A 21,458-nucleotide genomic window follows, 5' to 3' on the forward strand; every position below is an offset into this window, starting at 1 on the left:
AAATGAAAAAAAATATTACACTGTTGTTGTTTGTATTTTTGATTGGTTTATATTCAGAAAATGCAACAGCTCAAAAGAAAGAAATCAATTTATCAGATTTAGATAAAAAGCAGGTTATAGATTCATTATCTAAAAAACTGGAAGAATTTTACATAAGACCCAAAACAATTGGAGAAATCAGTAAAAAACTGAATGAAAATTTAAAAAAAGGAAACTATAAAAATATTTTGCTTCCAAATGAATTTGCTTCAAAGCTTAGTGCGGATTTAATAGAAGCGAGTAAAGATTTGCATTTTAGGGTTATGTATGAACCTGCTTGGGCAGAAAGCCAGCAAAAAATCAAAGAAAAAGAGACACAGGAAAAGATTAAAGCAACAGAATTAATCGAAGCTAAAAAGAAGAATTTTGGCTTTATGCAAGCTAGAATTTTGGAAGGGAATATTGGTTATTTGGAGTTTAATTATTTTGAAGATCCGGCAATTGCAAGTGAAACTGCTGCTTCATTAATGCAATTCCTTAATAATACAGATGCATTATTAATTGACTTACGTAAAAATAACGGCGGCGCTATGGAAATGGGACAATTCATCAGCAGTTATTTTTTCTCAAACAAAGAATTACCGCTTTATAAATACTATTATTTTGAAGAAAACAGAAAGAAAGTGGAAAGAGAAATGTGGTTATTGCCATCTGTTCCTGGAAAACGATTAGATGCAGTTCCAATTTATATTTTAACAAGTGGCGGTACTTTTTCTGCCGCCGAATGGATGAGTTATTCTCTTCAAAATTTAAAACGCGTTACTATTGTTGGCGAAAAAACGGCTGGAGGTGCCCATCCTATCACCAGAACGGTATTGGCTAACGGCTTTTCTGTAAATATTCCGTTTGGAGAGGTCAAAGACCCAATTACTAATAACGACTTTGAAGGAAAAGGAGTTATGCCCGATGTGTTATGTAAAAGTGAAGAAGCGATAAGCACTGCTCATTTATTAGCATTGAAAAATGTATCAGAACAAAATAAAGATAATGCAAATGATCTTAATTGGTTTGTTCCAGTTGTCAAAAATAGACAGAAACCTTTTGTTATTGATAGTACACTTTTAAAGTCTTATGAGGGTAAATTTGGAAAATCTGAATTGGTTTTTGAAAATAATAATCTCTATTTTAGGTGGAACAACATCATCACACTTTTGCTGACACCATTGGAATCTGATTTATTTATAGTAGATGGAACTGATGATTACCGTATAAAAATTGTTTTCGAAAATAACACAGTTACTGCAATTAAAAGAATCTATCGTGATGGACAGGAAAGAATCTATAAGAAAGATTAAGTACCAGAATTTTATAAAACAAAAAAACTCCAAGCATTATAAGCTTGGAGTTTTTTTATTTTCCGATAATTTCCTTACGATGTAAAGTGCCCCATTCGTTTAATGCACTAATGACTTTGTATAAGGTGTGACTGTGTTCTGTTCTGGCATATTCTACAGTGGGTGGGAATGTATCATAAACAGTTCTTATAACTAATTTGTTTATCTCCAAATCTTTAAGTTCTTTGGAGAGCATTTTGTCTGTAATTCCGTTTATATCTTTAGAAATTTCCTTAAATCGTTTCGGTCTGTTTGATAAAGCAATCAAAATTGGGAGTTTCCATCTGCCGCTTAAAACCTCCAAAGCATCTCTTACTGGTAGTAATGCAGCAAGACATTCTTCTGGCTGACAGTCCATTTCTTTTGTTAATTCGCTTTTTGTTTTCATATATATACTGTTACTATCCTCAAGGATAGCGCTATCCTTGAGGATAGTACTATAAAATAGATAGCAAATGTAGATAAGTTTGTATCGTAAAACAAACAATAGTAAATTATGAGCCAAAAAATTCTACAAATAATTACAAGTACCAACGGAGAGAACTCTTACAGCAATCAATTGTCCAATGCAATTATTGAAAAGTTAGCTGTAATTCATTCTGATACAGAAGTAAAGACACTTGATTTGACTAAAACACCATTACCATATTTAACCAATTCTCATATTAATGCCGTTTATACACCATTAGAAGCTCATACTCAAGAACAAACAGAAGTCTTAAAGCATTCAGATGATGCGATACAAACGCTATTAGAATCGGACATAATTGTAATTGGTGTGCCGTTGTACAATTTTGGAATTCCAGCGGTTTTAAAAGGATGGATTGATCAGGTAGCAAGAGCAGGAAAAACATTTAGTTATGCAGATGGAAGTCCGAAAGGTTTGGTCACCAATAAAAAAGTATATCTTTCTATTGCTTCGGGAGCTATATTTTCTGAGGGGCCTTACAAAAGCTATGATTTTTCAGAATCTTATTTAAGAGCTGTTTTAGGTTTTTTAGGAATGACAGATGTTACAACTTTCCGTGTAGAAGGAACAGCAATTCCAGATTTCGCAGCAAATGCATTACCAAAGGCCTTGTCTTCTGTTGAGGAATTTGCTTTTTAGGATTTAGATATTTTTACGTATTTAAACCCGACAGGTTTCAAAAACCTGTCGGGTTTCTTGTGAAAAAAAATCTGCTAATTTGCTAAATCTGCGAGAGTAATTTTTGCTCGCAGATTTAGCAGATTCAACAGATTTATAAAATTTAATCGACTTTATTTTATTTTTCAATTATCATGGTGACACCTTGACCACCGGCAGCACAAATAGAAACTAATCCTCTTCCTGAACCTTTTTCATTTAGTAGTTTGGCCATTACACCAATAATTCGACCTCCAGTTGCCGCAAACGGATGCGCAGCTGCTAAACTGCTTCCTTTTACGTTCAGTTTTTCTCTGTCGATAGTGCCTAACGTTTTCTTTAGACCGATAGATTCACTGAGTTCTGGGCTTTCCCAAATTTTTAAAGTCGCTAAAACCTGTGCGGCAAAAGCTTCATGAATTTCATAATAATCAAAATCCTGAAGCGCTAAACCTGCTTTTTCCAGCATTCTAGAAACAGCAAATACAGGAGCCAATAACAAATTCTGCTGATTTTTAACGTATTCTATAGCTGCGATTTCTGCAAAAGTAATATAAGCCAAAATAGGAAGTCCCTGTTCTTTTGCCCATTCTTCACTGGCTAGCAGAATACAAGAAGCCCCATCTGTAAGAGGAGTAGAGTTTCCTGCTGTCAAAGTACCATTTACCTTATCGAAAGCGGGTTTTAGTTTGGCTAATTTTTCAATCGTAGAATCTTTTCTTAAGTTATTGTCTTTTTCTAATCCGTTAAAAGGAGTAATCATATCATCAAAAAAGCCTTCATCATATGCTTTTGCCATATTCAAATGACTTTTTAATGCGAATTCATCTTGATCTTCTCTTGAAATTTTATAGTGTTTTGCTGTAATTTCAGTATGACCGCCCATTGAAAGTCCTGTCTGGGATTCTTCATTTTTTGGAACCAACGGACTTAAATCTTTTGGACGAAGTTTTAAAAAGGTTTTAATTTTTCCACCCAGCGATTTGGCTTGTCTGGCTTCCAACAAAATTTTTCTAAGTTTTTCACTCACGGCAATCGGCATATCACTGATGGAGTCTACACCACCAGCAATTCCAGATTCAATTTGTCCTAAAGCAATTTTATTGGCAATATAAACGGCGCTTTCAATTCCTGTATCGCATGCTTGCTGCAAATCGCACGCAGGAGTTGCAGGATCAAGGCTTGTTTTCATTACACATTCGCGAATTAAGTTATTGTCGTAGGTGTGTTTTATTACAGCACCTCCAGCGACTTCTCCTAATAATTTACCTTTTAGATTGTATTTGTCAATAAGTCCGTTAAGAGCGGCTGTCATCATTTCTTGATTTCCAACATTTGCGTAAGCGGTATTGGCGCGTGCAAACGGAATTCTATTGTAACCTACAATAGCTACTTTTCTTATTGTATCTTGTTTCATATCAGTAAATTATTAGTTAAATCTGTTTTTGATTTTGGAATATAAAGATAGAAAGAGAATTCGTTATACCGCTTAATGTAGATTAATATTATGATGAAATAACTTTAAAAAATGGTACGTAAAAGAGTTTTTCGTGTCAAATGCATATAAATTGTTATATTTATTTAGAATGATTAAAAATAATTTGAAAAAGATAAGATTTGAATATACTTTTGGACTTTAATTTAAAATAAACCAAAATGAAAATAGTTTTTAATAAAAAAGTGTATTTTTTTGCCTTGCTTTTGACTTCATTTAACATGATGGCACAAGAGTTTGGAAAAGTGGCAGGAAAAATTACTTTAAGTGGTAATAAGCCCGCAGAAAATATTGCTGTTGCATTAAAAGGAACAAAATATTCAGATGTTACAACAGTTTCTGGTCAATATGAAATTACAAGAGTGAAACCGGGTACTTATACAATTGTAATCAGTGGTGTTGGTATTCAGGCATTAGAAGATAAGGTTGTTGTTACTTCACAAAAAACTACGAGTAAAAACTTTTCGCTTTCTGAAAGCCAGGAAGATCTTAATGAGGTAGTTATTACAAAAAATAAATATAAACAAGACAAACCTTCAATGTCACTGCGTCTTCAGACTCCAGTATTGGAGATTCCTCAAAACGTACAGATTGTTAGTGGTCAAACCTTAAAGGATCAGCAGATTACAAGTATGAGTGATGGAGTTATTCGTAACGTGAGTGGTGCGGTTCGTTTAGAGCACTGGGGAGATTTGTATACTAATATTACGATGCGTGGTTCTCAAATTCAGGCGTTTAGAAATGGTTTTAACGTAGTTTCTTCTTATTGGGGACCATTAACTGAAGACATGAGCTTTGTAGATCATATAGAATTTGTAAAAGGACCAGCAGGTTTCATGCTTTCAAGCGGTGATCCAAGCGGACTTTATAATGTGGTTACTAAAAAACCAACGGGAATAACAAAAGGTGAGGTCAGTGCTATTGTAGGAAGTTATGATTTCTACAGAGTAAGTTTAGATCTTGATGGGAAATTAGATAAAAAAGGAAAATTATTATATCGTTTTAACGGAGCTGCGCAAAAGAAAGGTTCGTTCCGTCCTTACGAACATAATGACCGTTATGTAATTGCACCGGTAATTTCATACCAATTCGATGACAAAACAAAATTGACATTTGAATATAACTTTCAATATGCAAATATGACTGAGGTTGGTTCTTATTATGTATTTGGACCAAAAGCAGGTGGCTACGCTACTATGCCACGTAATTTTACAATGACAGCACCAGGTTTGCCTGATACCAATATTCAAGATCATAGTGGTTATTTACAATTTGAACATAAATTTGATGATAACTGGAAACTAACAGCACAAACTTCTTACTTCAAATATATTCAACAGGGATACAGTTCATGGCCATCAGCCGTAGGACCGGCAACGACTGCAAATGGAGATATTGCAAACGGAGAAATTATTAGGAATGTGGGTATCTGGGATGCGGATAGTAATATGTTTTTAGGACAGATTTTTGTAAATGGTAAATTTAGTACTGGAGCGGTAAGTCATAAAGTTTTAGGAGGAATAGATTTAGGAGATAAAGATTATGCTGCAGATTGGGGACAATCTCATGATCTTGATACGGCTGCTAATCCTTTTAATATTTATAACCCAAATTACGGAACTCCATCAAACGGTTTCCCACAATTTGATCATGATACGCCACTTAGCCAAAGAGTTGTAGGACTTTATGGTACAAAATATGCAGCCGGTTACATTCAGGATGAACTTGGTTTTTTTGATAATAAATTAAGATTAACTCTTGCAGCAAGGTATACATGGATTAGCCAGACTAGCAGCTATGAGACAGAACCAAACGAGGACAGCCATATAACACCTCGTGCAGGTTTAAGTTATTCTATTACTAATGATTTTGCGGTTTACGGATTATATGATCAAGCTTTTACACCTCAATCAGGAGTTGTAAGAGATGGAGAATTAAAACCATTGACAGGTAACAACATCGAATTTGGTATCAAAAAAGATTGGTTTGATGGTTCATGGAATACTACCTTATCCGTTTATAATATTATAAAGAAAAATGAATTAACATCAGATCCACAGAGTACTCCACAATTTCCAACTAAAATTGTTTTAGGAGAAAAAAGAGCTCAAGGTTTTGAATTTGATTTAAGAGGAAAAATATTTGGTGGTCTTAACTTGATCGCAAATTATGCCTTTACAGAATCTACTGTCACGAAATCTAATGTAAGTGGAATTAATGTAGGTGATGTTGTTCCCGGATATTCGAAACATACAGCAAATGCATGGTTGAATTACACTGTTCAATCTGGTAAAATAAAAGGATTAGGAGCTTCAATTGGAGGAACTTTCCTTGATGGGCGTGAGACAGATACTTGGAGCGAAGGCCTTGAAAGATTACCTTCTTACTTTAAGTTAGATGGAGGCCTATCTTACGAAATCGGAAAAGTAAAAGTTACGGCAAATGTATTTAATATTTTGGATAAATATCTATACAGCGGTTCTTATTATGAGTGGTTGCAAGCTTACTACTGGCAGGCTGAACCGGGAAGAAACTTTAGAGTAGGTGTAACTTATAAACTCTAAGTAAATTTAGTTTAGCTGAAAAAATACAAAATACAAAAAAGCATCTGTCAATATATATGGCAGATGCTTTTTTTTAGGTACAAAGGTTCAAAGAGGCAAAGCTTCAGAGTTTTTTACCATAAGCAGATAAGATAATTTAACATTAGTCTAAAATGAACTTATATGACTTATATGGTTTAATTTTCTCTGCGTTTCTACGACTTTGCGAGATTTTTTTATCCTCTTTTAATCAACGGAATCAGTTTTGTTCCAATTAATTCTATGGCGCTCATCAATTGTTTATGTGTCAATCCTGCGTTGTCCATTTGGAAGGTAAAACGGTCAACGCCTCCAAGTGCTTCACTGTGGCGAAGGATTTTTTCAGCAGCTCTTTCCGGACTTCCAACAATCAAAACGCCTAAATCGTCGATTAATCCGTCAAATTTACCTTTTGTTACAGGTGGCCAGCCTCTTTCATATCCTAATTTCGTCCACAATTCAGCATAACCGGGATAATATTCTTCAATTGCACTTTCTGTTGTTGTTCCAACATAACCAGGCGAGTGTAATCCTACTTTTAATTCATTAGGTTTATAACCTGCCGCTTTTCCTGCTTCTCTGTATAAATCTATTAATGGTTTAAAACGATGGGTTTGCCCGCCAATAACAGCAACCATTAAAGGAAGACCAAGCGAACCCGCTCTTATAAAAGATTCTGGCGTTCCGCCCACACCAAGCCAGATTGGCATTTTTTCCTGTAAAGCTCTTGGATAAACTGGCAGATCATTTAGAGCAGGACGAAATTTTCCTTCCCAAGTTACAAACTCATTATCTCTAATTTGTAAAAGCAATTCCAGTTTTTCTTTAAAAAGAGCATCATAATCTCTCAAATCATATCCGAAAAGGGGATAAGCTTCAATAGCAGATCCACGACCAACAACAATTTCCGTTCTTCCTTTCGAAATCAAATCTAGCGTGGCAAAACTTTGATAAACCCGAACAGGATCGGCTGCGCTTAAAACGGTTACAGCACTTGCTAAACGAATGTTTTTTGTTCTTGCCGCTGCAGCGCTCAAAATAACCGCAGTTGCAGAATCTAGAAACTCCTTTTTATGATGTTCTCCAATTCCAAAAACATCAAGACCAGCCTGATCTGCAAATTCGATTCTCTGCAATAACTGCTCCATGGCATCAACACTGCTTAGCGTGTTGTTATCGCCATACATTGCCGAAGCAAAACTGTCTATTCCTATTTCCATAAATGCTATAAAATTTCAATGTCAATATCAATGTAAAATCCACAATTCTCTAATGAGAAAAACCGAATGAGATACTGATGATGATAATGACAATCACGATTAAAGTAATGCCTACATATAAATAATCTTTCTCCAATAAAAATGAAAAAAGTGATAGTAAAACACGTAATACCGGAGTTAAAAACAGAAAAATAATCCCTGTAAAGATTAAAGATGCGCCGTCTCCGCTAATGGCTCCGTTGTAAACTGCAGCGATGACTTCAAATATATTTCGGTCATTTTCTTTAAAAACAGAATAATCTTCAATCTGGCTTCCGTGGTTCATTAAATAAACAATTCCTCCAATAAAAGCTACCGATAATGAAATCCAAACGCCATAACGAAGTAAGTTCCCGATGATAGTTTGAAAGTCCTTTTCTCCAAATTTTTCTTCTTGTACCATATTAGATTTTTCCATTTAGTCCGTTATAAATCATATTTACTGCCAAAACAAAAATCAAGCAGGCAAAAAAGATTCTCAATTTTTTCGGGTTTGTTCGTACTAATATTTTGGCACCAGCCATAGCTCCAAACAAAACGCCAATTACAACCGGCATACAAATTCCAGGTTCGATATATCCTTTCTGAATATAAATTACAGAGCTTGCCATTGCGGTAACTCCCATCATAAAATTACTGGTTGTTGTAGATACTTTAAATGGAACACGCATAATATTGTCCATTGCAATTACTTTAAAGGCACCAGAACCAATTCCGAGTAAACCAGACATCATTCCGGCAACGCCCATCATGCTGAAACCGCCAATCACATTTTTGGTTCCGTATTTAATGATTTCCCCATTATGAGCAGGATAAGTTCCATCTAATTTTAGTTTTTTTGCCAATGGACTAGATTCTAAAACGATATGTTCTTCTTTTTTACGAAGCGAATTGATTGCCGAGAAAATCAATGTTAGTCCAAATAAAACGGCAATAAACGAAGTAGGGGCAACGGTAGAAAGTAATGCACCACAAACTGCACCAATTGTAGTGGCAATTTCAAGAAAAATTCCCATTCTCATATTCGTAATACCTTCTTTTACATAAGCAGCGGCAGAGCCGGAAGAAGTTGCAATTACCGAAACCAAAGCGGCTCCAATGGCATAATGAATATCGACTCCGAGTAGAATAGTAAGAAGGGGAATGATTATAATTCCACCTCCTAAGCCTGATAATGAACCGATAAAGCCTGCTAAAAAAGCACCTAGAATCATAATCAGGGTAAAGGTAAGTATTGTCATTTAAAGTGTGTTTTTGTATTTGCTAATTTACGAATACAAATTTGTTCGAAACAGCTTTATGACCTTAAATATACCTTAAAAATGTTTGTTGTTTTGGGTTTGTGTTTTTGGGTTGGCTGGAAGCTTTGTCAAAGTTTAAACTTTGACAAAGTTGAATAGAGCAAAAATTATATGCGATTGTCAACCGCAAAAGCAGTTTTCCCAATATTAGCAAGTAAAAGTGCGGCTGCAACGCTCGTCCAAACTGAATAATCAAAAGGCGCTTTTACAGAAATGGAAACGGCCATAGCAAATCCAAAAAAGAACAATAAAAAAGCAGTTCCCAAAGCGGCAAGTCTGGTTTTGAATCCAAATAAAAGAAGAAGGCTAAGTAAAACCTCAAAGAAAGTGGCAATTCCTCCTAAAATTTCAGCAGTGGCTTGGTTTGCATAAGGGTTGAGTGTTTGCGTATAGGAAACAAAATTATCCCAATTTCCCCAAGCGACTTGGTGAGAACCTGGTGCGCCCCAAACTCCAAATCGGTCTGCTACGGCCGAAAGCATTGTGATGGCTAAAACTATTCTTAAAATTAAACCTGCTTCTAATATGGTGATGTTTTTCATTCTGATCATTAATTTTTATTGCAATTTTCTTAAGCAAATTTTATCTTAATAAGGATAAAAATCGTCAAGTTGTTTTTTTAATAACGACAGAATCATCGCCAAATTGTTTGAAATAAACGACAAAATGCATAAAAAAGAGATAGATGGCCGTCTATCCCTTTTTTAATTTGTTTTGAAATTCTTATTTCAGTGTCGTTTTGATTACAATGGCTGCTTGTTGTACGGCTGTTTGAATTGCTGGTACATGGGCAATCGGATTTAAAAGTCCGTAATCGTGAATCAAACCGTTGTATCTGGTTAAGGTTACAGGAACCCCAGCTTCATTAAGCTTTCTGGCATAAGCTTCTCCTTCATCTCTTAAAACATCATTTTCAGCAGTTTGAACTAGAGCAGGAGGTAAGCCTTTTAATTCTGCTAAACTTGCTTGCAGAGGAGAAGCATATTTCTCTGTTCTTTTAGCAGTATCAGGAAGGTAATTGTCCCAAAACCATTTCATCATGTTTTTAGTCAAGAAACGTCCGTTGGCATATAAATTATAAGATTCAGTTTCAAAATTTGCATCTGTTACGGGCCATAATAAAACTTGTAATTTAATATTTGGGCCTTTTTTATCTTTAGCCATTAAAGTAATTGCAGCTGTCATATTTCCACCCACACTGTTTCCAACAACGGCTAGGTTTTTACCGTCTACGCCAATTTCTTTTCCATTTTCAGCTACCCATTGTGTTGTGGCATAAATTTCGTTAATCGCAACGGGATATTTAGCTTCTGGAGATGGCGTATAATCTGGGAAAACTGCAACAGCACCACTTTCTACAACCAAATCTCTCACTAATCTTCTATGAGTAGGATAATCTCCTAAAACCCATCCGCCGCCATGGATGAAGATGAATACTGGCGCATTTGCTTTTGCTCCTTTAGGTTTCGTGATATGAATTTTTACTTTTAAGCCGTTTTGTGAAATTACTTTTTCAGTTTCTTCGATACCAGAATAATTCACTTCAACTGATTTCTGAGCACCTACTAAAACATTTCTGGCATCTGCGACAGATAATTGTTCTAATGGTTTTCCGTCACCTGAGTTTAATGCATTTAAAAAGCTGCGGACCTCTGTAAATATTTTTGGGTCATTTTGTCCTTTATATGGTCTTTCTTGTGCCATAGCTATTGTATTTAGAGTTAATAATGTAACTATAAATATACCTCTTTGTATTGATTGTATTGTTTTCATAATGTATGTTATTTGTTATAAGATTTTGATGTTTAGTTGATTAAATTGGCCTGTAAAACAATTTCGAAAGAAAAAGCCTGACTTATTGGACACGTTTTTTCGGCGCCCTGAGCGATTTTTAAAAATTCTTCTTGAGAAATCCCAGGAACTTTAGCATTTAGTACTAAAAGAGATTGTGTGATTTTTCCGTCGTTTAATGTAATGGTAGATTGAGTGGATAATTCATCAACTGAGAATCCAGCTGTAGTTAAGTCTAAGCTCAATTTCATGGTAAAACAGCCAGCGTGGGCGGCTGCTAATAATTCTTCAGGATTAGTTCCGATACCATCTGAGAAACGGCTGTTGAAAGAATATTGAGTATTGTTTAATACGGTACTGTCTGTAGTAAGAGTTCCTTTTCCAGTTTTGATGTCACCGTTCCAAACGGCTTGTGCTTTACGTTTCATATCTTTATTGTTTTATCATTTATAATTTGATAGGACAAAGATATGGCGGTAATAAGCCTCTTAAAATGGATAAAAGTCTATTCTAATTGTACATTTTTCCCTTGAAGGTATTTTTTTTTGAAATTCGACGGAGTGTCGCCGACTTTGTTGGTAAAAAGTCGGTTAAAATAGGCCGGATCTTCATATCCGAGCTGGTAGGCAATCTCTTTTACACTTAAAGAAGAATACCCTAAAAGCCTTTTAGCTTCCAAAATAATGCGGTCTTTTATTATATCGTTTGGCTGTGTCAGTTTCAGACGATTGAATTTGTTTGAAAGTGTTTTGGGAGCAACCCCCAAAATATCTGCATAATCGGCAACGGTATGTTTGGTTCTGAAATGAATTTCGACCAATCGGCTGAAGTCCCTGAAAAAATCCATTTCTTTTGAAGGTTCTTCATTTAAAATACCCAATTGCTGAATTTTCCAGATTCGGGTTGCTTTAATAATCAGCTGTTTCAAATACGTTCGAATCATTTCTTCCTGCGAAGAATCGGGTGAAACAAACTCATCCTGAATCTGATTGAAAATGCCTTCAATAAACGAAACCTCTTTATCCGGTAAAGTGGTCATCGGCATTTCGAATATATTATTGAATAACAGTCCGTCGCAGGCTACTTCTGCATCATGAATCTGTACGCAATAGAAATCACGATTGTAGTACATAAAATAACCCTGCTTTTTTCCTTCCTTATTAATCTGCAGATATTGGTTGCTGTTGATGAAAAAAAGAGAAGGACTTTTGGTCTGGTATTGTTTAAAATCGATAGTAATCTGATACTCTTCCGGCAGATACAAGACCTTTATATACGCTTTGTATTCGTCGCTATTAATTTCTTCGACTGTTTCCTGGTTCAGAATCAGAAATCCCAGTTTTTTATAATTGGATTCAAATACAGTATTAAGGTTCATTGTGGTTTGTTTTGGATTAAAAATACAGATTTTCTTTGGCAGAGCCGAATACTAAATGGGACTTATTTGAAGATGTTCCAGTTTTTTGCCAACCAAAGTTTTTTCGCCCACAATTTTAAATCCGAGTTTCAAATAAAGGTTTTTTGCCAACGGATTATCTTCTTCTACCAATAATCCTAAAGTTTGTTGGTTTTGATGGACATATTCATTAATCAGAAAAACAAGTAGTTTAGAACCAATTCCTTTTCCCTGATGATTTGGATTTACGCCTAATGAATCGATATAAAATTCACCAGCACGTGTTTCAAACTCCGGATCAAATTCAGGATTATAATGCGATCTCACATATTCCACAATCGGATTTCGTAAGGTTTCTATATCAGAACCATTGTAAACATTCACTGCACCAATGATTTCGTCATTTTCCTCAGCCACAAAACAATTTTGATAAGAGTATTGATTGTTTTCTCTTTCGATGAAATATTCCAGAAAGTCTTTCGCGGAAGCGTAATCTTTCTTAGCCAAAAATTTATAGACAATATCTTCCATTGCTAATAATAATATAGGTGTAATATATTTGGAATCGGATTTTTTGGCTTTTCTGATATTCATTTTAGGAAATTTTGATAAAACAAATTTACTTTATTTAAATATTTTTCTCTCTCAGATTCTGCAGATTTAGCAGATTAATACTGAAAATATCTGCAGAATCCACTAAATCTGCGTGAGAACATTTTTTTTAATTGGGTTAATATATTTTTCACGCAGATTTTGCAGATTTAGCAGATTAATACTGAAAATATCTGCAGAATCCGCTAAATCTGCGGGAGAGCAAAATTTTTCTAATTGGGTTAATATATTTTTCACGCAGATTTTGCAGATTTGAGCAGATTAATACTTGAAATATCTGCATAATCCGCTAAATCTGAGGGAGAACATTTTTTTTTAATTGGGTTAATATATTTTTCACGCAGATTCTGCAGATTTGAGCAGATTACTACTGGAAATATCTGCATAATACGCTAAATCTGCGGGAGAATTTTTTTTTAAATTGGTTTAATATATTTTTCACGCAGATTCTGCAGATTTGAGCAGATTAATACTGAAAATATCTGCATAATTCGCTAAATCTGCGGGAGAGCAAAATTTTTCTAATTGGGTTAATATATTTTTCACGCAGATTTTGCAGATTTGAGCAGATTACTACTGGAAATATCTGCATAATCCGCTAAATCTGCGTGAGAACATTTTTTTTTAATTGGGTTAATATATTTTTCACGCAGATTTTACAGATTTGAGCAGATTACTACTGGGAATATCTGTATAATGTGCAGAATCTGTGGGAGAACATTTTTTTTTAATTGGTTTAATATATTTTTCACGCAGATTTTGCAGATTTGAGCAGATTACTACTGGAAATATCTGTATAATGTGCAGAATCTGTGGGAGAACAATTTTTTTTAATTGGTTTAATATATTTTTCACGCAGATTTTACAGATTTGAGTAGATTAAAAAAGGTCTGCACTTATCTGCTTAAATCTTTTTAAATCTGCGTGAAACAAAAAAAAACTTAGCTTCTTAGCAACTTAGCCTCATAGTATCTTTGAAAAAAATATACAGATTTAGTCCCAATTTATACCAACATTAAAATCCAAACAGCAACTATCTTTGTTACTATATTTTAAACTAAAAATTTAAAACAATGAAAGCAATAGGATTTAAAACCTCATTATCTATAGAAGAAAAAGACAGTTTCATTGAATTTGAAACTGCGAAACCAATACCCGGAGCACACGATTTATTAGTGAAAATCGATGCGATTTCCGTAAATCCGGTCGATTTTAAAGTTCGTCAGAGTTCGGCGAAAGATACCGTTTTGGAAACTCCGAAAATTATCGGCTGGGATGCTGTCGGAATTGTGCAGGCGGTAGGAGAGAAAGTCACTTTATTTGAAGTGGGTGACTTAGTATATTACGCCGGAGATATCACCAAACAAGGAAGCAATGCCGAATATCAGATTATTGATGAACGAATTGTAGGCAGAAAGCCAAAATCATTATCCATTGAAGAATCGGCTGTAATTCCGTTAACGGCTTTAACGGCTTGGGAAATTTTGTTTGACCGAATCAGAATTAATGCAGAGAAAGACAAAGGAAAATCCATCTTAATTATTGGAGGCGCCGGCGGAGTAGGTTCGATTGCGATTCAGCTGGCGAAGAAAATTGCAGGATTAACGGTTATCGCAACGGCATCACGCCCTGAAACTATTGATTGGTGTAAACAACAAGGAGCCGATTTTGTGGTAAATCATAAAGATTTAGTGGCATCAGTAAGAGAAGCAGGTTTCCAAAACGTTGATTTTATTCTGGATTTTGTAGATACCAATGCGTATTGGGATACAATGGTTGAACTGATTAAACCACAGGGACATATCGCTTCGATTACGGGAAGTAGTGAACCAGTTGTATTAAATAAGCTAAAAAGCAAAAGTGTTTCTTTTTCCTGGGAATTAATGTACACCCGTTCTATGTATCAAACGGAAGACATGATAGAGCAACATAATATTCTCAATATTGTTGCTGATTTGTTGGACGATGGTTTATTGAAAACGACCTTGAATTTAACGTTGGATGGACTTACGGCTGATAATCTAAAGAAAGCACATCAGCTTTTAGAATCAGGAAAAACGATTGGAAAAATTGCTATTAAATTCTAGAAGGTTTTCTGTCTTGAAAAATATCTTTGGATGTAATTTAAAATGCATAGAAACATAGATTTAACCTTTAAACTACTACTCTCAATCTTGTCATTCCGAGGAACGAGGACACGAGCGATAGCGAACTGGCGAAGCAATCGCACTCGGGAATCGACAAAGATTGGCGATATGCGTTGCAGAGTTTCTAGTGTGATTTCTCCTTTTAGTCGAAATGACAAATTGTGTGAACTATGTGTTAGAAACTAGTTTCTTTCTCTATTCTTTTCGAAATATAAAAATCTATGTTTCTATGTGTTTAAATATATTTTACATCAAATTAATTATTTAGAATAATTTTAAATAGTATTGTTTGAATCACAACAATTTTTGTATTTTAGCCGAATTACAAGCCAAATTTGTATTTCATTTTCTAAAACCCAAAACTAAATTGTTATGATTTCAAAAAACACAGACTTTGGATTATTACTAATCAGAATCAGCGTTGGAGGCTTAATGCTTTTCCATGGTATTGCAAAACTGCTTCACGGAATTTCCTTCCTTGTAGACAATATGGGCGCATTTGGATATGCTGTTTATATTGGCGAAGTTTTAGCTCCAATTGCTATTTTGCTAGGATTCCGTACCAGAATTGCAGCAGTTCTTCTTGCCGTAACTTGTATTGTAGCGATTGCTGTAGCACATGCTCAAGATATTTTCTCGATCAGCGAACACGGAGGATACGCTAATGAACTCTTGATGCTGTATCTTCTAGGTTCGATTGGATTATTCTTTACAGGGGCAGGAAAATATGCTGTTTCCAAAACAAATAAATGGGATTAATTTCTCGTAAATTATAAGGAAGCCATAAATCAACAGATTTAGGGCTTTTTTGTTTTATTATGTTATTTTTGTCCGCGAATTACTAAATTTTATTACGTGAGATTGTTAGTTGTACTCGGAATTTTTATTTTGTCTTTTTCGGCAAAAGCACAGTCTGTTAGCGGAGTTGTAAATAATGCAAATATAAAACCTCTTTCAGATGTCTTGATAAGGAATTTAGCCTCAAAATCACATGCACATACAGATATTAACGGAAAGTTTACTTTAGAAGAAACTAAAGCAGGTGATAGTCTACAGATTTCTAAGCAGGGATTTAGCACTCAAAAGTTAAAGCTTTCATCAAGTGATTTTCTTTCTATTCAAATGGAAGAAAAACCTTTTCTGCTGGAAGAAGTTACCATTACAAACAACTTAAAATATCTTAATACAATATCTAAAATAGATTTTGAAATTCAGCCCATTTCAAACTCACAGGATTTACTTCGCAAAGTTCCTGGGCTTTTTATCGGCCAGCATGCGGGTGGAGGAAAAGCAGAACAGATTTTTTTAAGAGGTTTTGACTGCGATCACGGGACAGATATTAATATTACTGTTGACGGAATGCCAGTCAATATGGTTTCTCACGCGCACGGTCAGGGTTATTCTGATCTGCATTTTGTAATTCCCGAAACAGTGGATAACATCGATTTTGATAAAGGTGCTTATTTTGTCGATAAAGGCGATTTTACCACAGCGGGATATGTGGGATTTAATACTAAAAATGGATTGCAGAATAGTTCAATTTCTTTTGAAGGCGGACAATTTGATACCTTTCGCACTGTTGCCCTGTTTAATTTATTGAATAAAGAAAACCAGTTTGCTTATTTTGCAGGTGAATATATGATGACCGATGGTTATTTTGATGCGCCACAGAATTTTAACCGAATTAATTTGTTTGGGAAATATTCAGCTAAAATGAATAATGGAGATAAACTGGCTCTTTCGGTTTCTCATTTTAAAAGCCAGTGGGATGCCAGCGGACAGATTCCGGACCGTGCTGTTAACGACGGGACAATTTCGCATTATGGAGCAATAGATTCTAATGAAGGAGGAAATACCAGCAGAACCAATTTCAATTTGCAGTATGACGCCAAGATTGATCAAAATACGCATATTAAAAGCAGTGCTTTTATAAGCAAATACGATTTTGAACTGTATTCTAATTTTACTTTTTTCCTCAATGACCCTGTAAACGGAGATCAAATTAAACAGAAGGAAAATAGAACGATAGTAGGTTTTCAGTCTGAATATGATCAAAAACTAACTGAAAAATGGCGTTTTAAATTGGGAGCAGGTCTGCGAAATGACAATAATACAGATGTTGAATTGTCACATACTTTAAACCGAGAAACAGTGCTGGATTATTTGAGTTTAGGAAATGTAAACCAAACCAATCTCTTTACATACTCTAGTCTTGATTTTGTTTCAGGAAAATGGCTTATAAATGGAGGCCTGCGCTTAGATTATTTTAAATTTGGTTACGAAGATCAGCTGGCTTCAACATATACTAATCAGACACAGACGAAGGCAATTGTGAGCCCGAAATTGAACTTTTTATATACACAAAATGAAAAACTAAATTATTTCCTGAAATTAGGAAAAGGGTTTCACAGCAATGATACTCGAGTTGTTATAGCTCAAATGGGAGAAAAAATCTTGCCCGAAACGTATGGAGCTGATTTAGGTTTGAACTGGAAACCATTTCCGAGAATGATTATTAATTCGGCAATCTGGTATTTGTATGTAGTTCAGGAATTTGTGTATGTTGGAGATGAAGCTGTAGTAGAACCAAGTGGTAAAACACAAAGAAAAGGGGTCGATTTTGGTTTTAGATACCAATTAACAAACTGGCTGTTCTGGAATACCGATTATACGTACACACATGCAAGAGCAATTGATGAACCAAAAGGAAATGATTATCTGCCTCTTGCTCCGGTAAATACTTTAACAAGCGGACTTTCATTAAAAGATTTAAAAGGTTTTTCAGGAAGCATAAGAACCCGTTTCTTAGGTGACCGACCAGCAAACGAAGACAATTCAGTACTAGCAAAAGGGTATTGTATTACCGATTTCTCTGTAAATTATCAGATCAAAAAAGTGACGATTGGTGTAAATATCGATAACATTTTTAATACAAAATGGAAAGAAACACAATTCTTAACCGAATCCCGCTTAGTCAATGAAACTAATCCTGTTGAAGAAATTCACTTCACTGCAGGAACACCTTTTAATGCCAGATTGATACTAAAATACATATGGTAGTAAATTAGTCAATGTGGCAATTAGATAATTAGATAATGAGTCAATTGTCAATGAAATATTTAGAAAATAATAGTAATTATGTAATTTAAACATTTTCCAACTAGCACATTTCCAAATTGGCACATTCTCTAAACCTCTAAAAGAACATTTTTACCGATCAGATTCTATGTTCTACCGATTACAATTTTAATTAATATACTCCCGATATACTTTTGGTTCCAATTAAAACCTTAAAAATCAAAAATATGTCACCATTATCACCACTTATCTGGATTTTAGTTGTTTCGCCACTTTTAGTATTGGCTCATTTTAAAACAGAGAAATCAAATCTTAAATACGTTGCTTTTTTTATTCTTTATTTTCTTGGAGATATATATTTACAGCAATACGGAAAGATATTATTACCGCTCGAATCTCTTGGTTTAAAGTTCAATTGGTCGGGGAAAATCCTGAGTTTGGTTTTAGGGCTTATGGTGATTTTTTCGGTTTCCAAAGAAGAAAGAATCAAAATCGGATTTACATCGAAAACCAATTCAAAAGCACAATTAAAATTTGGATTACTGTTTTTTCTGGGTTTCACCTTATTTGATGTTGTTTTTAAAATGATCTTATTTCCAAAAGGCGGCGCATTCGATTTAGAAACGTTTCTTTTTCAGGCTACAATGCCGGGATTAACAGAAGAAATTGCTTTTAGAGGGATTTCTTTATGGCTTTTAAACAAGGCTTTCGCACCAAAATGGAACTATCGAGGCATCAAATTCGGCTGGTCGTTTGTTATCATAACCATTTTATTTGGAGTTGGACACGGAATGGTTCTAGATCAGGATTTACATTTAAAGTTTGATGTTATAACAATCGTATATCTAACGCTGATTTCGTCTTTAAGCGTAGGTGTTTTAAGATGCTTTTCTGGAAATCTGATTTATTCTGTTTTGGGACATAATTCCATTAATTTGATTAATGCTATTATTAGAATTTTATAGTTTTTAGTGTAGAGTTAATTTTTAAACACATAGAAACATAGATTTTTTTATTTCTAAAAAGAAGAGAGAAAGAAACTAGTTTCTAACACATAGTTCGCACAGTTTGTCATACTGACGAAGGAAGGATCTCCGCAAGAAACTCTACAAAGATTGGAGATTCTCCGTGCGGAATTTCTAGTGTGATTACTTCGTCAGTTCACTATCGCTGGTGCCCTCGTTCCTCGAATGACAAAACTGTCTAGCTATGTGTGAGAAACTAGTTTCTTTCTACACCCTTTTAAAGTCAAAAAAAATCTATGTTTCTATGTGTTTAATATATTTTTTGAATTACACGCAGTAAAAAATAAATTATATTTGAAACTGCTTTACAATTGTACTACATGCCAAATACCACAACTGCTTCGGGCTATTTTCTAGATAAAGTAGCTTCTTTAAACTTTGATCAGTTTTTTACCAAAAGAAATCGGGTTTTACTGCATATTTTAATGTGGTTTGGATTCTCTGTTTTACTGTTTTTGAGTTATGTAATCGGCTATCATTTGGTGTATTCTGATGCTGTTTTGCTTACTGTCAGAATGGCTTTGGTCAACATGATTGTCTTTTATATGCTGTTTTATCTGTTGCTTCCAAAGATTTTCTCCGGAAGCAAAACCAGAATTATAGTGCTTTTAGTGTTGGTCTTTCCAGTTTCAATTTTTGTGTGGATGGCTTCTACGTACTTTATTTCCCTTTTATATTATGCTTTAGGTCTTGAAGTTAATTTTGGAGAATTAAAAGGCGTCATCAAAATGAGTGCAGAACAGACCTTTCTGGAAGCAGTTTCTTTAAAAAGAATGCTTTCGCAGACAATTATCATTATTTCATTGCTTTCTCCTTTTTGTTTTGCTAAAATTCTGGTTGAAATTGTAAAACTCTACCACAAGAAATTTCAAGTAGAGAAAGAAAAAATGGTATTGGAAATTCAGAACATTCAAATGGAAAAGGATTTCCTGAAAGCACAATTGAATCCGCATTTTTTATTTAATACACTAAATAATCTGTATGGTTTGACGGTTAGAAAAGACAATCTCGCGCCAGAAATTATCCTGAACCTTTCGGATATTATGAGTTATACTTTGTATGAATCGAATACTGAAATCGTTCGTTTGGAGAAAGAGCTGGATTTTATCCAAAATTATATTGCATTAGAAAAAATGCGTTATGCTGACGAAGCCAATATTCAGGTTAATATTGAAGGAGAAAGGCAAACTGCAGGTCTTTTTATTGCGCCGTTGCTGACTTTTACTTTTATTGAAAATGCTTTTAAGTACGGATTGAAAAGCACTCAAAACGCTTTTGTAAAACTGGATATTAAGATTGAAAACAGCACGTTTTGGTTCAGTTTAGAGAATGATTTTGATGAAAGTTTTACAACGGATAATTTAGGCGGGATAGGAGTAGAGAACGCCCGTAAACGTTTGGAATTATTATATCCAAACCAATACGAACTGGAAATTAAAAATCTAAAATCCTCTTTTAAAGTCGGTTTAAAAATAGTTTTAAGAAAATAATGGAAAAGTTGAAATGCATAATCGTTGATGACGAACCAATTGCAAGAGATATTATCGAATCTTTTATTACCGAAGTTCCGTATTTAGAATTAAAAGCTTCTTTTGGAGAATCTGCAAAGGCTTTAGTTTATTTGGAAGAGAATGCAATTGATATTGTGTTCAGCGATATCGAAATGCCGAAATTCACTGGTTTGGAACTGGCACAATCACTTACTAATCCTCCTGTCATTATTTTTATAACGGCACACCGTAATTTTGCTTTGGACGGATTTGAAACTGGAGCTTCGGATTATCTCGTAAAACCCGTTCGTTTTGATCGATTTTTGAAAGCGGTGAATCGTGCCAAAGACTATCTTTTGCTAAAGAAAACGGCTTCAGTGCATCAAATCAATTCAGACCGCATTTTTATTAAATCAGAAGGAAAACTGATTAAGATTTTGTTGAATGAAATCCTTTATGTAGAAGCTCAGGGCGACTATCTGAAATTCGTCATTAACGGTGGATCTTACACAACTTTAGGAACACTAAAAGCAATGGAAGAGGTTTTGAAACTTCCAATGTTCTTTCGCGTTCAGCGTTCTTTTATCCTAAATCTTGAAGCAGTCAGAAGCCTGAACGGAAATATGATTGAATTGATTGATGGGAAAAACATTTCCGTGGCTTTGAATAAAAAGGAGGAATTGTATCAACTACTTGGGATTAAATAGTTTTTTACCGCAAAGTTCGCAAAGAGTTTACGCAAAGAAACGCAAGGTTTAGTTATTGCATTTTATTTTAAGTTCA

At 34.6% G+C, this 21,458-nt stretch carries 19 protein-coding genes; 9 read left to right on the top strand and 10 right to left on the bottom strand.

Features of this window, described 5'->3' with window-relative positions:
- Positions 1-2 precede the first annotated feature (2 nt).
- Complete coding sequence (locus tag BM289_RS15040; protein ID WP_091494987.1) at positions 3-1,334, top strand: S41 family peptidase; 1,332 nt, start codon at positions 3-5, stop codon at positions 1,332-1,334.
- 55 nt (positions 1,335-1,389) lie between these two features.
- On the opposite strand, the gene BM289_RS15045 is transcribed toward BM289_RS15040, so the two are convergent.
- Positions 1,390-1,761, bottom strand: a complete 372-nt coding sequence (locus tag BM289_RS15045) for a winged helix-turn-helix transcriptional regulator (protein ID WP_091494990.1) — start codon at positions 1,759-1,761, stop codon at positions 1,390-1,392.
- Positions 1,762-1,869: 108 nt separating this feature from the next.
- Here BM289_RS15045 and BM289_RS15050 point away from each other — a divergent pair, with 108 nt between their 5' ends.
- A complete protein-coding gene (locus tag BM289_RS15050; protein ID WP_091494992.1) occupies positions 1,870-2,481 on the top strand; it encodes an FMN-dependent NADH-azoreductase in 612 nt (203 codons plus the stop codon).
- 157 nt (positions 2,482-2,638) lie between these two features.
- Here the strand turns inward: BM289_RS15050 and BM289_RS15055 are convergent, their stop codons facing one another.
- A complete protein-coding gene (locus BM289_RS15055; RefSeq protein ID WP_091494994.1) occupies positions 2,639-3,916 on the bottom strand; it encodes an acetyl-CoA C-acetyltransferase in 1,278 nt (425 codons plus the stop codon).
- A gap of 239 nt (positions 3,917-4,155) precedes the next feature.
- Here BM289_RS15055 and BM289_RS15060 point away from each other — a divergent pair, with 239 nt between their 5' ends.
- Complete coding sequence (locus tag BM289_RS15060) at positions 4,156-6,558, top strand: TonB-dependent receptor (RefSeq protein WP_091494996.1); 2,403 nt, start codon at positions 4,156-4,158, stop codon at positions 6,556-6,558.
- Positions 6,559-6,773: 215 nt separating this feature from the next.
- Here the strand turns inward: BM289_RS15060 and BM289_RS15065 are convergent, their stop codons facing one another.
- The 8 genes from BM289_RS15065 to BM289_RS15100 form a co-directional block, all read right to left on the bottom strand.
- A complete protein-coding gene (locus BM289_RS15065; protein ID WP_091494998.1) occupies positions 6,774-7,796 on the bottom strand; it encodes an LLM class flavin-dependent oxidoreductase in 1,023 nt (340 codons plus the stop codon).
- A gap of 49 nt (positions 7,797-7,845) precedes the next feature.
- Positions 7,846-8,253 (bottom strand): DUF1634 domain-containing protein, encoded by a 408-nt coding sequence (locus BM289_RS15070; RefSeq protein ID WP_091495000.1) that lies wholly within the window; start codon positions 8,251-8,253, stop codon positions 7,846-7,848.
- Entirely contained in the window at positions 8,240-9,076 is an 837-nt protein-coding gene (locus tag BM289_RS15075; RefSeq protein ID WP_091495002.1) for a sulfite exporter TauE/SafE family protein, read from the bottom strand. The genes BM289_RS15070 and BM289_RS15075 overlap by 14 nt, the downstream gene beginning before the upstream one ends.
- A 167-nt stretch (positions 9,077-9,243) precedes the next feature.
- The gene (locus BM289_RS15080; protein ID WP_091495395.1) at positions 9,244-9,678 is read right to left on the bottom strand and encodes a DoxX family membrane protein; all 435 of its coding nucleotides are present in this window, start codon (positions 9,676-9,678) and stop codon (positions 9,244-9,246) included.
- A 181-nt stretch (positions 9,679-9,859) separates the two neighbouring features.
- Complete coding sequence (locus tag BM289_RS15085) at positions 9,860-10,909, bottom strand: alpha/beta hydrolase (RefSeq protein WP_091495004.1); 1,050 nt, start codon at positions 10,907-10,909, stop codon at positions 9,860-9,862.
- Between the two features lie 32 nt (positions 10,910-10,941).
- A complete protein-coding gene (locus BM289_RS15090; protein ID WP_091495006.1) occupies positions 10,942-11,355 on the bottom strand; it encodes an OsmC family protein in 414 nt (137 codons plus the stop codon).
- Positions 11,356-11,432: 77 nt separating this feature from the next.
- Positions 11,433-12,305, bottom strand: a complete 873-nt coding sequence (locus BM289_RS15095; protein WP_091495008.1) for a helix-turn-helix domain-containing protein — start codon at positions 12,303-12,305, stop codon at positions 11,433-11,435.
- Positions 12,306-12,356: 51 nt separating this feature from the next.
- Positions 12,357-12,917, bottom strand: a complete 561-nt coding sequence (locus BM289_RS15100) for a GNAT family N-acetyltransferase (RefSeq protein ID WP_091495010.1) — start codon at positions 12,915-12,917, stop codon at positions 12,357-12,359.
- A gap of 1,091 nt (positions 12,918-14,008) precedes the next feature.
- Here BM289_RS15100 and BM289_RS15105 point away from each other — a divergent pair.
- The 6 genes from BM289_RS15105 to BM289_RS15130 all read left to right on the top strand — a co-directional run bounded on the left by BM289_RS15105 (position 14,009) and on the right by BM289_RS15130 (position 21,382).
- Entirely contained in the window at positions 14,009-15,022 is a 1,014-nt protein-coding gene (locus BM289_RS15105; protein WP_091495012.1) for a zinc-binding alcohol dehydrogenase family protein, read from the top strand.
- 432 nt (positions 15,023-15,454) lie between these two features.
- Positions 15,455-15,841, top strand: coding sequence for a DoxX family protein (locus BM289_RS15110; RefSeq protein WP_091495014.1), 387 nt, complete (start codon positions 15,455-15,457; stop codon positions 15,839-15,841).
- A gap of 96 nt (positions 15,842-15,937) precedes the next feature.
- The gene (locus BM289_RS15115; RefSeq protein WP_091495016.1) at positions 15,938-18,142 is read left to right on the top strand and encodes a TonB-dependent receptor; all 2,205 of its coding nucleotides are present in this window, start codon (positions 15,938-15,940) and stop codon (positions 18,140-18,142) included.
- A gap of 245 nt (positions 18,143-18,387) precedes the next feature.
- The gene (locus BM289_RS15120) at positions 18,388-19,125 is read left to right on the top strand and encodes a CPBP family intramembrane glutamic endopeptidase (protein WP_091495397.1); all 738 of its coding nucleotides are present in this window, start codon (positions 18,388-18,390) and stop codon (positions 19,123-19,125) included.
- Between the two features lie 380 nt (positions 19,126-19,505).
- Positions 19,506-20,675 (top strand): sensor histidine kinase, encoded by a 1,170-nt coding sequence (locus tag BM289_RS15125; RefSeq protein ID WP_091495018.1) that lies wholly within the window; start codon positions 19,506-19,508, stop codon positions 20,673-20,675.
- A complete protein-coding gene (locus tag BM289_RS15130) occupies positions 20,675-21,382 on the top strand; it encodes a LytR/AlgR family response regulator transcription factor (protein ID WP_091495020.1) in 708 nt (235 codons plus the stop codon). Before BM289_RS15125 ends, BM289_RS15130 begins: the two co-directional genes overlap by 1 nt.
- Positions 21,383-21,458 lie beyond the last annotated feature (76 nt).

This window comes from Flavobacterium phragmitis, from assembly GCF_900112575.1.
In the GTDB taxonomy this organism is placed as follows: domain Bacteria; phylum Bacteroidota; class Bacteroidia; order Flavobacteriales; family Flavobacteriaceae; genus Flavobacterium; species Flavobacterium phragmitis.

Excerpts from the sequence above, each read along its gene's own strand:
- BM289_RS15040 (WP_091494987.1), top strand. The coding sequence starts at position 3 with ATGAAAAAAAATATTACACTGTTGTTGTTTGTATTTTTGATTGGTTTA.
- BM289_RS15045 (WP_091494990.1), bottom strand. The coding sequence starts at position 1,761 with ATGAAAACAAAAAGCGAATTAACAAAAGAAATGGACTGTCAGCCAGAA.
- BM289_RS15050 (WP_091494992.1), top strand. The coding sequence starts at position 1,870 with ATGAGCCAAAAAATTCTACAAATAATTACAAGTACCAACGGAGAGAAC.
- BM289_RS15055 (WP_091494994.1), bottom strand. The coding sequence starts at position 3,916 with ATGAAACAAGATACAATAAGAAAAGTAGCTATTGTAGGTTACAATAGA.
- BM289_RS15060 (WP_091494996.1), top strand. The coding sequence starts at position 4,156 with ATGAAAATAGTTTTTAATAAAAAAGTGTATTTTTTTGCCTTGCTTTTG.
- BM289_RS15065 (WP_091494998.1), bottom strand. The coding sequence starts at position 7,796 with ATGGAAATAGGAATAGACAGTTTTGCTTCGGCAATGTATGGCGATAAC.
- BM289_RS15070 (WP_091495000.1), bottom strand. The coding sequence starts at position 8,253 with ATGGAAAAATCTAATATGGTACAAGAAGAAAAATTTGGAGAAAAGGAC.
- BM289_RS15075 (WP_091495002.1), bottom strand. The coding sequence starts at position 9,076 with ATGACAATACTTACCTTTACCCTGATTATGATTCTAGGTGCTTTTTTA.
- BM289_RS15080 (WP_091495395.1), bottom strand. The coding sequence starts at position 9,678 with ATGAAAAACATCACCATATTAGAAGCAGGTTTAATTTTAAGAATAGTT.
- BM289_RS15085 (WP_091495004.1), bottom strand. The coding sequence starts at position 10,909 with ATGAAAACAATACAATCAATACAAAGAGGTATATTTATAGTTACATTA.
- BM289_RS15090 (WP_091495006.1), bottom strand. The coding sequence starts at position 11,355 with ATGAAACGTAAAGCACAAGCCGTTTGGAACGGTGACATCAAAACTGGA.
- BM289_RS15095 (WP_091495008.1), bottom strand. The coding sequence starts at position 12,305 with ATGAACCTTAATACTGTATTTGAATCCAATTATAAAAAACTGGGATTT.
- BM289_RS15100 (WP_091495010.1), bottom strand. The coding sequence starts at position 12,917 with ATGAATATCAGAAAAGCCAAAAAATCCGATTCCAAATATATTACACCT.
- BM289_RS15105 (WP_091495012.1), top strand. The coding sequence starts at position 14,009 with ATGAAAGCAATAGGATTTAAAACCTCATTATCTATAGAAGAAAAAGAC.
- BM289_RS15110 (WP_091495014.1), top strand. The coding sequence starts at position 15,455 with ATGATTTCAAAAAACACAGACTTTGGATTATTACTAATCAGAATCAGC.
- BM289_RS15120 (WP_091495397.1), top strand. The coding sequence starts at position 18,388 with ATGTCACCATTATCACCACTTATCTGGATTTTAGTTGTTTCGCCACTT.
- BM289_RS15125 (WP_091495018.1), top strand. The coding sequence starts at position 19,506 with ATGCCAAATACCACAACTGCTTCGGGCTATTTTCTAGATAAAGTAGCT.
- BM289_RS15130 (WP_091495020.1), top strand. The coding sequence starts at position 20,675 with ATGGAAAAGTTGAAATGCATAATCGTTGATGACGAACCAATTGCAAGA.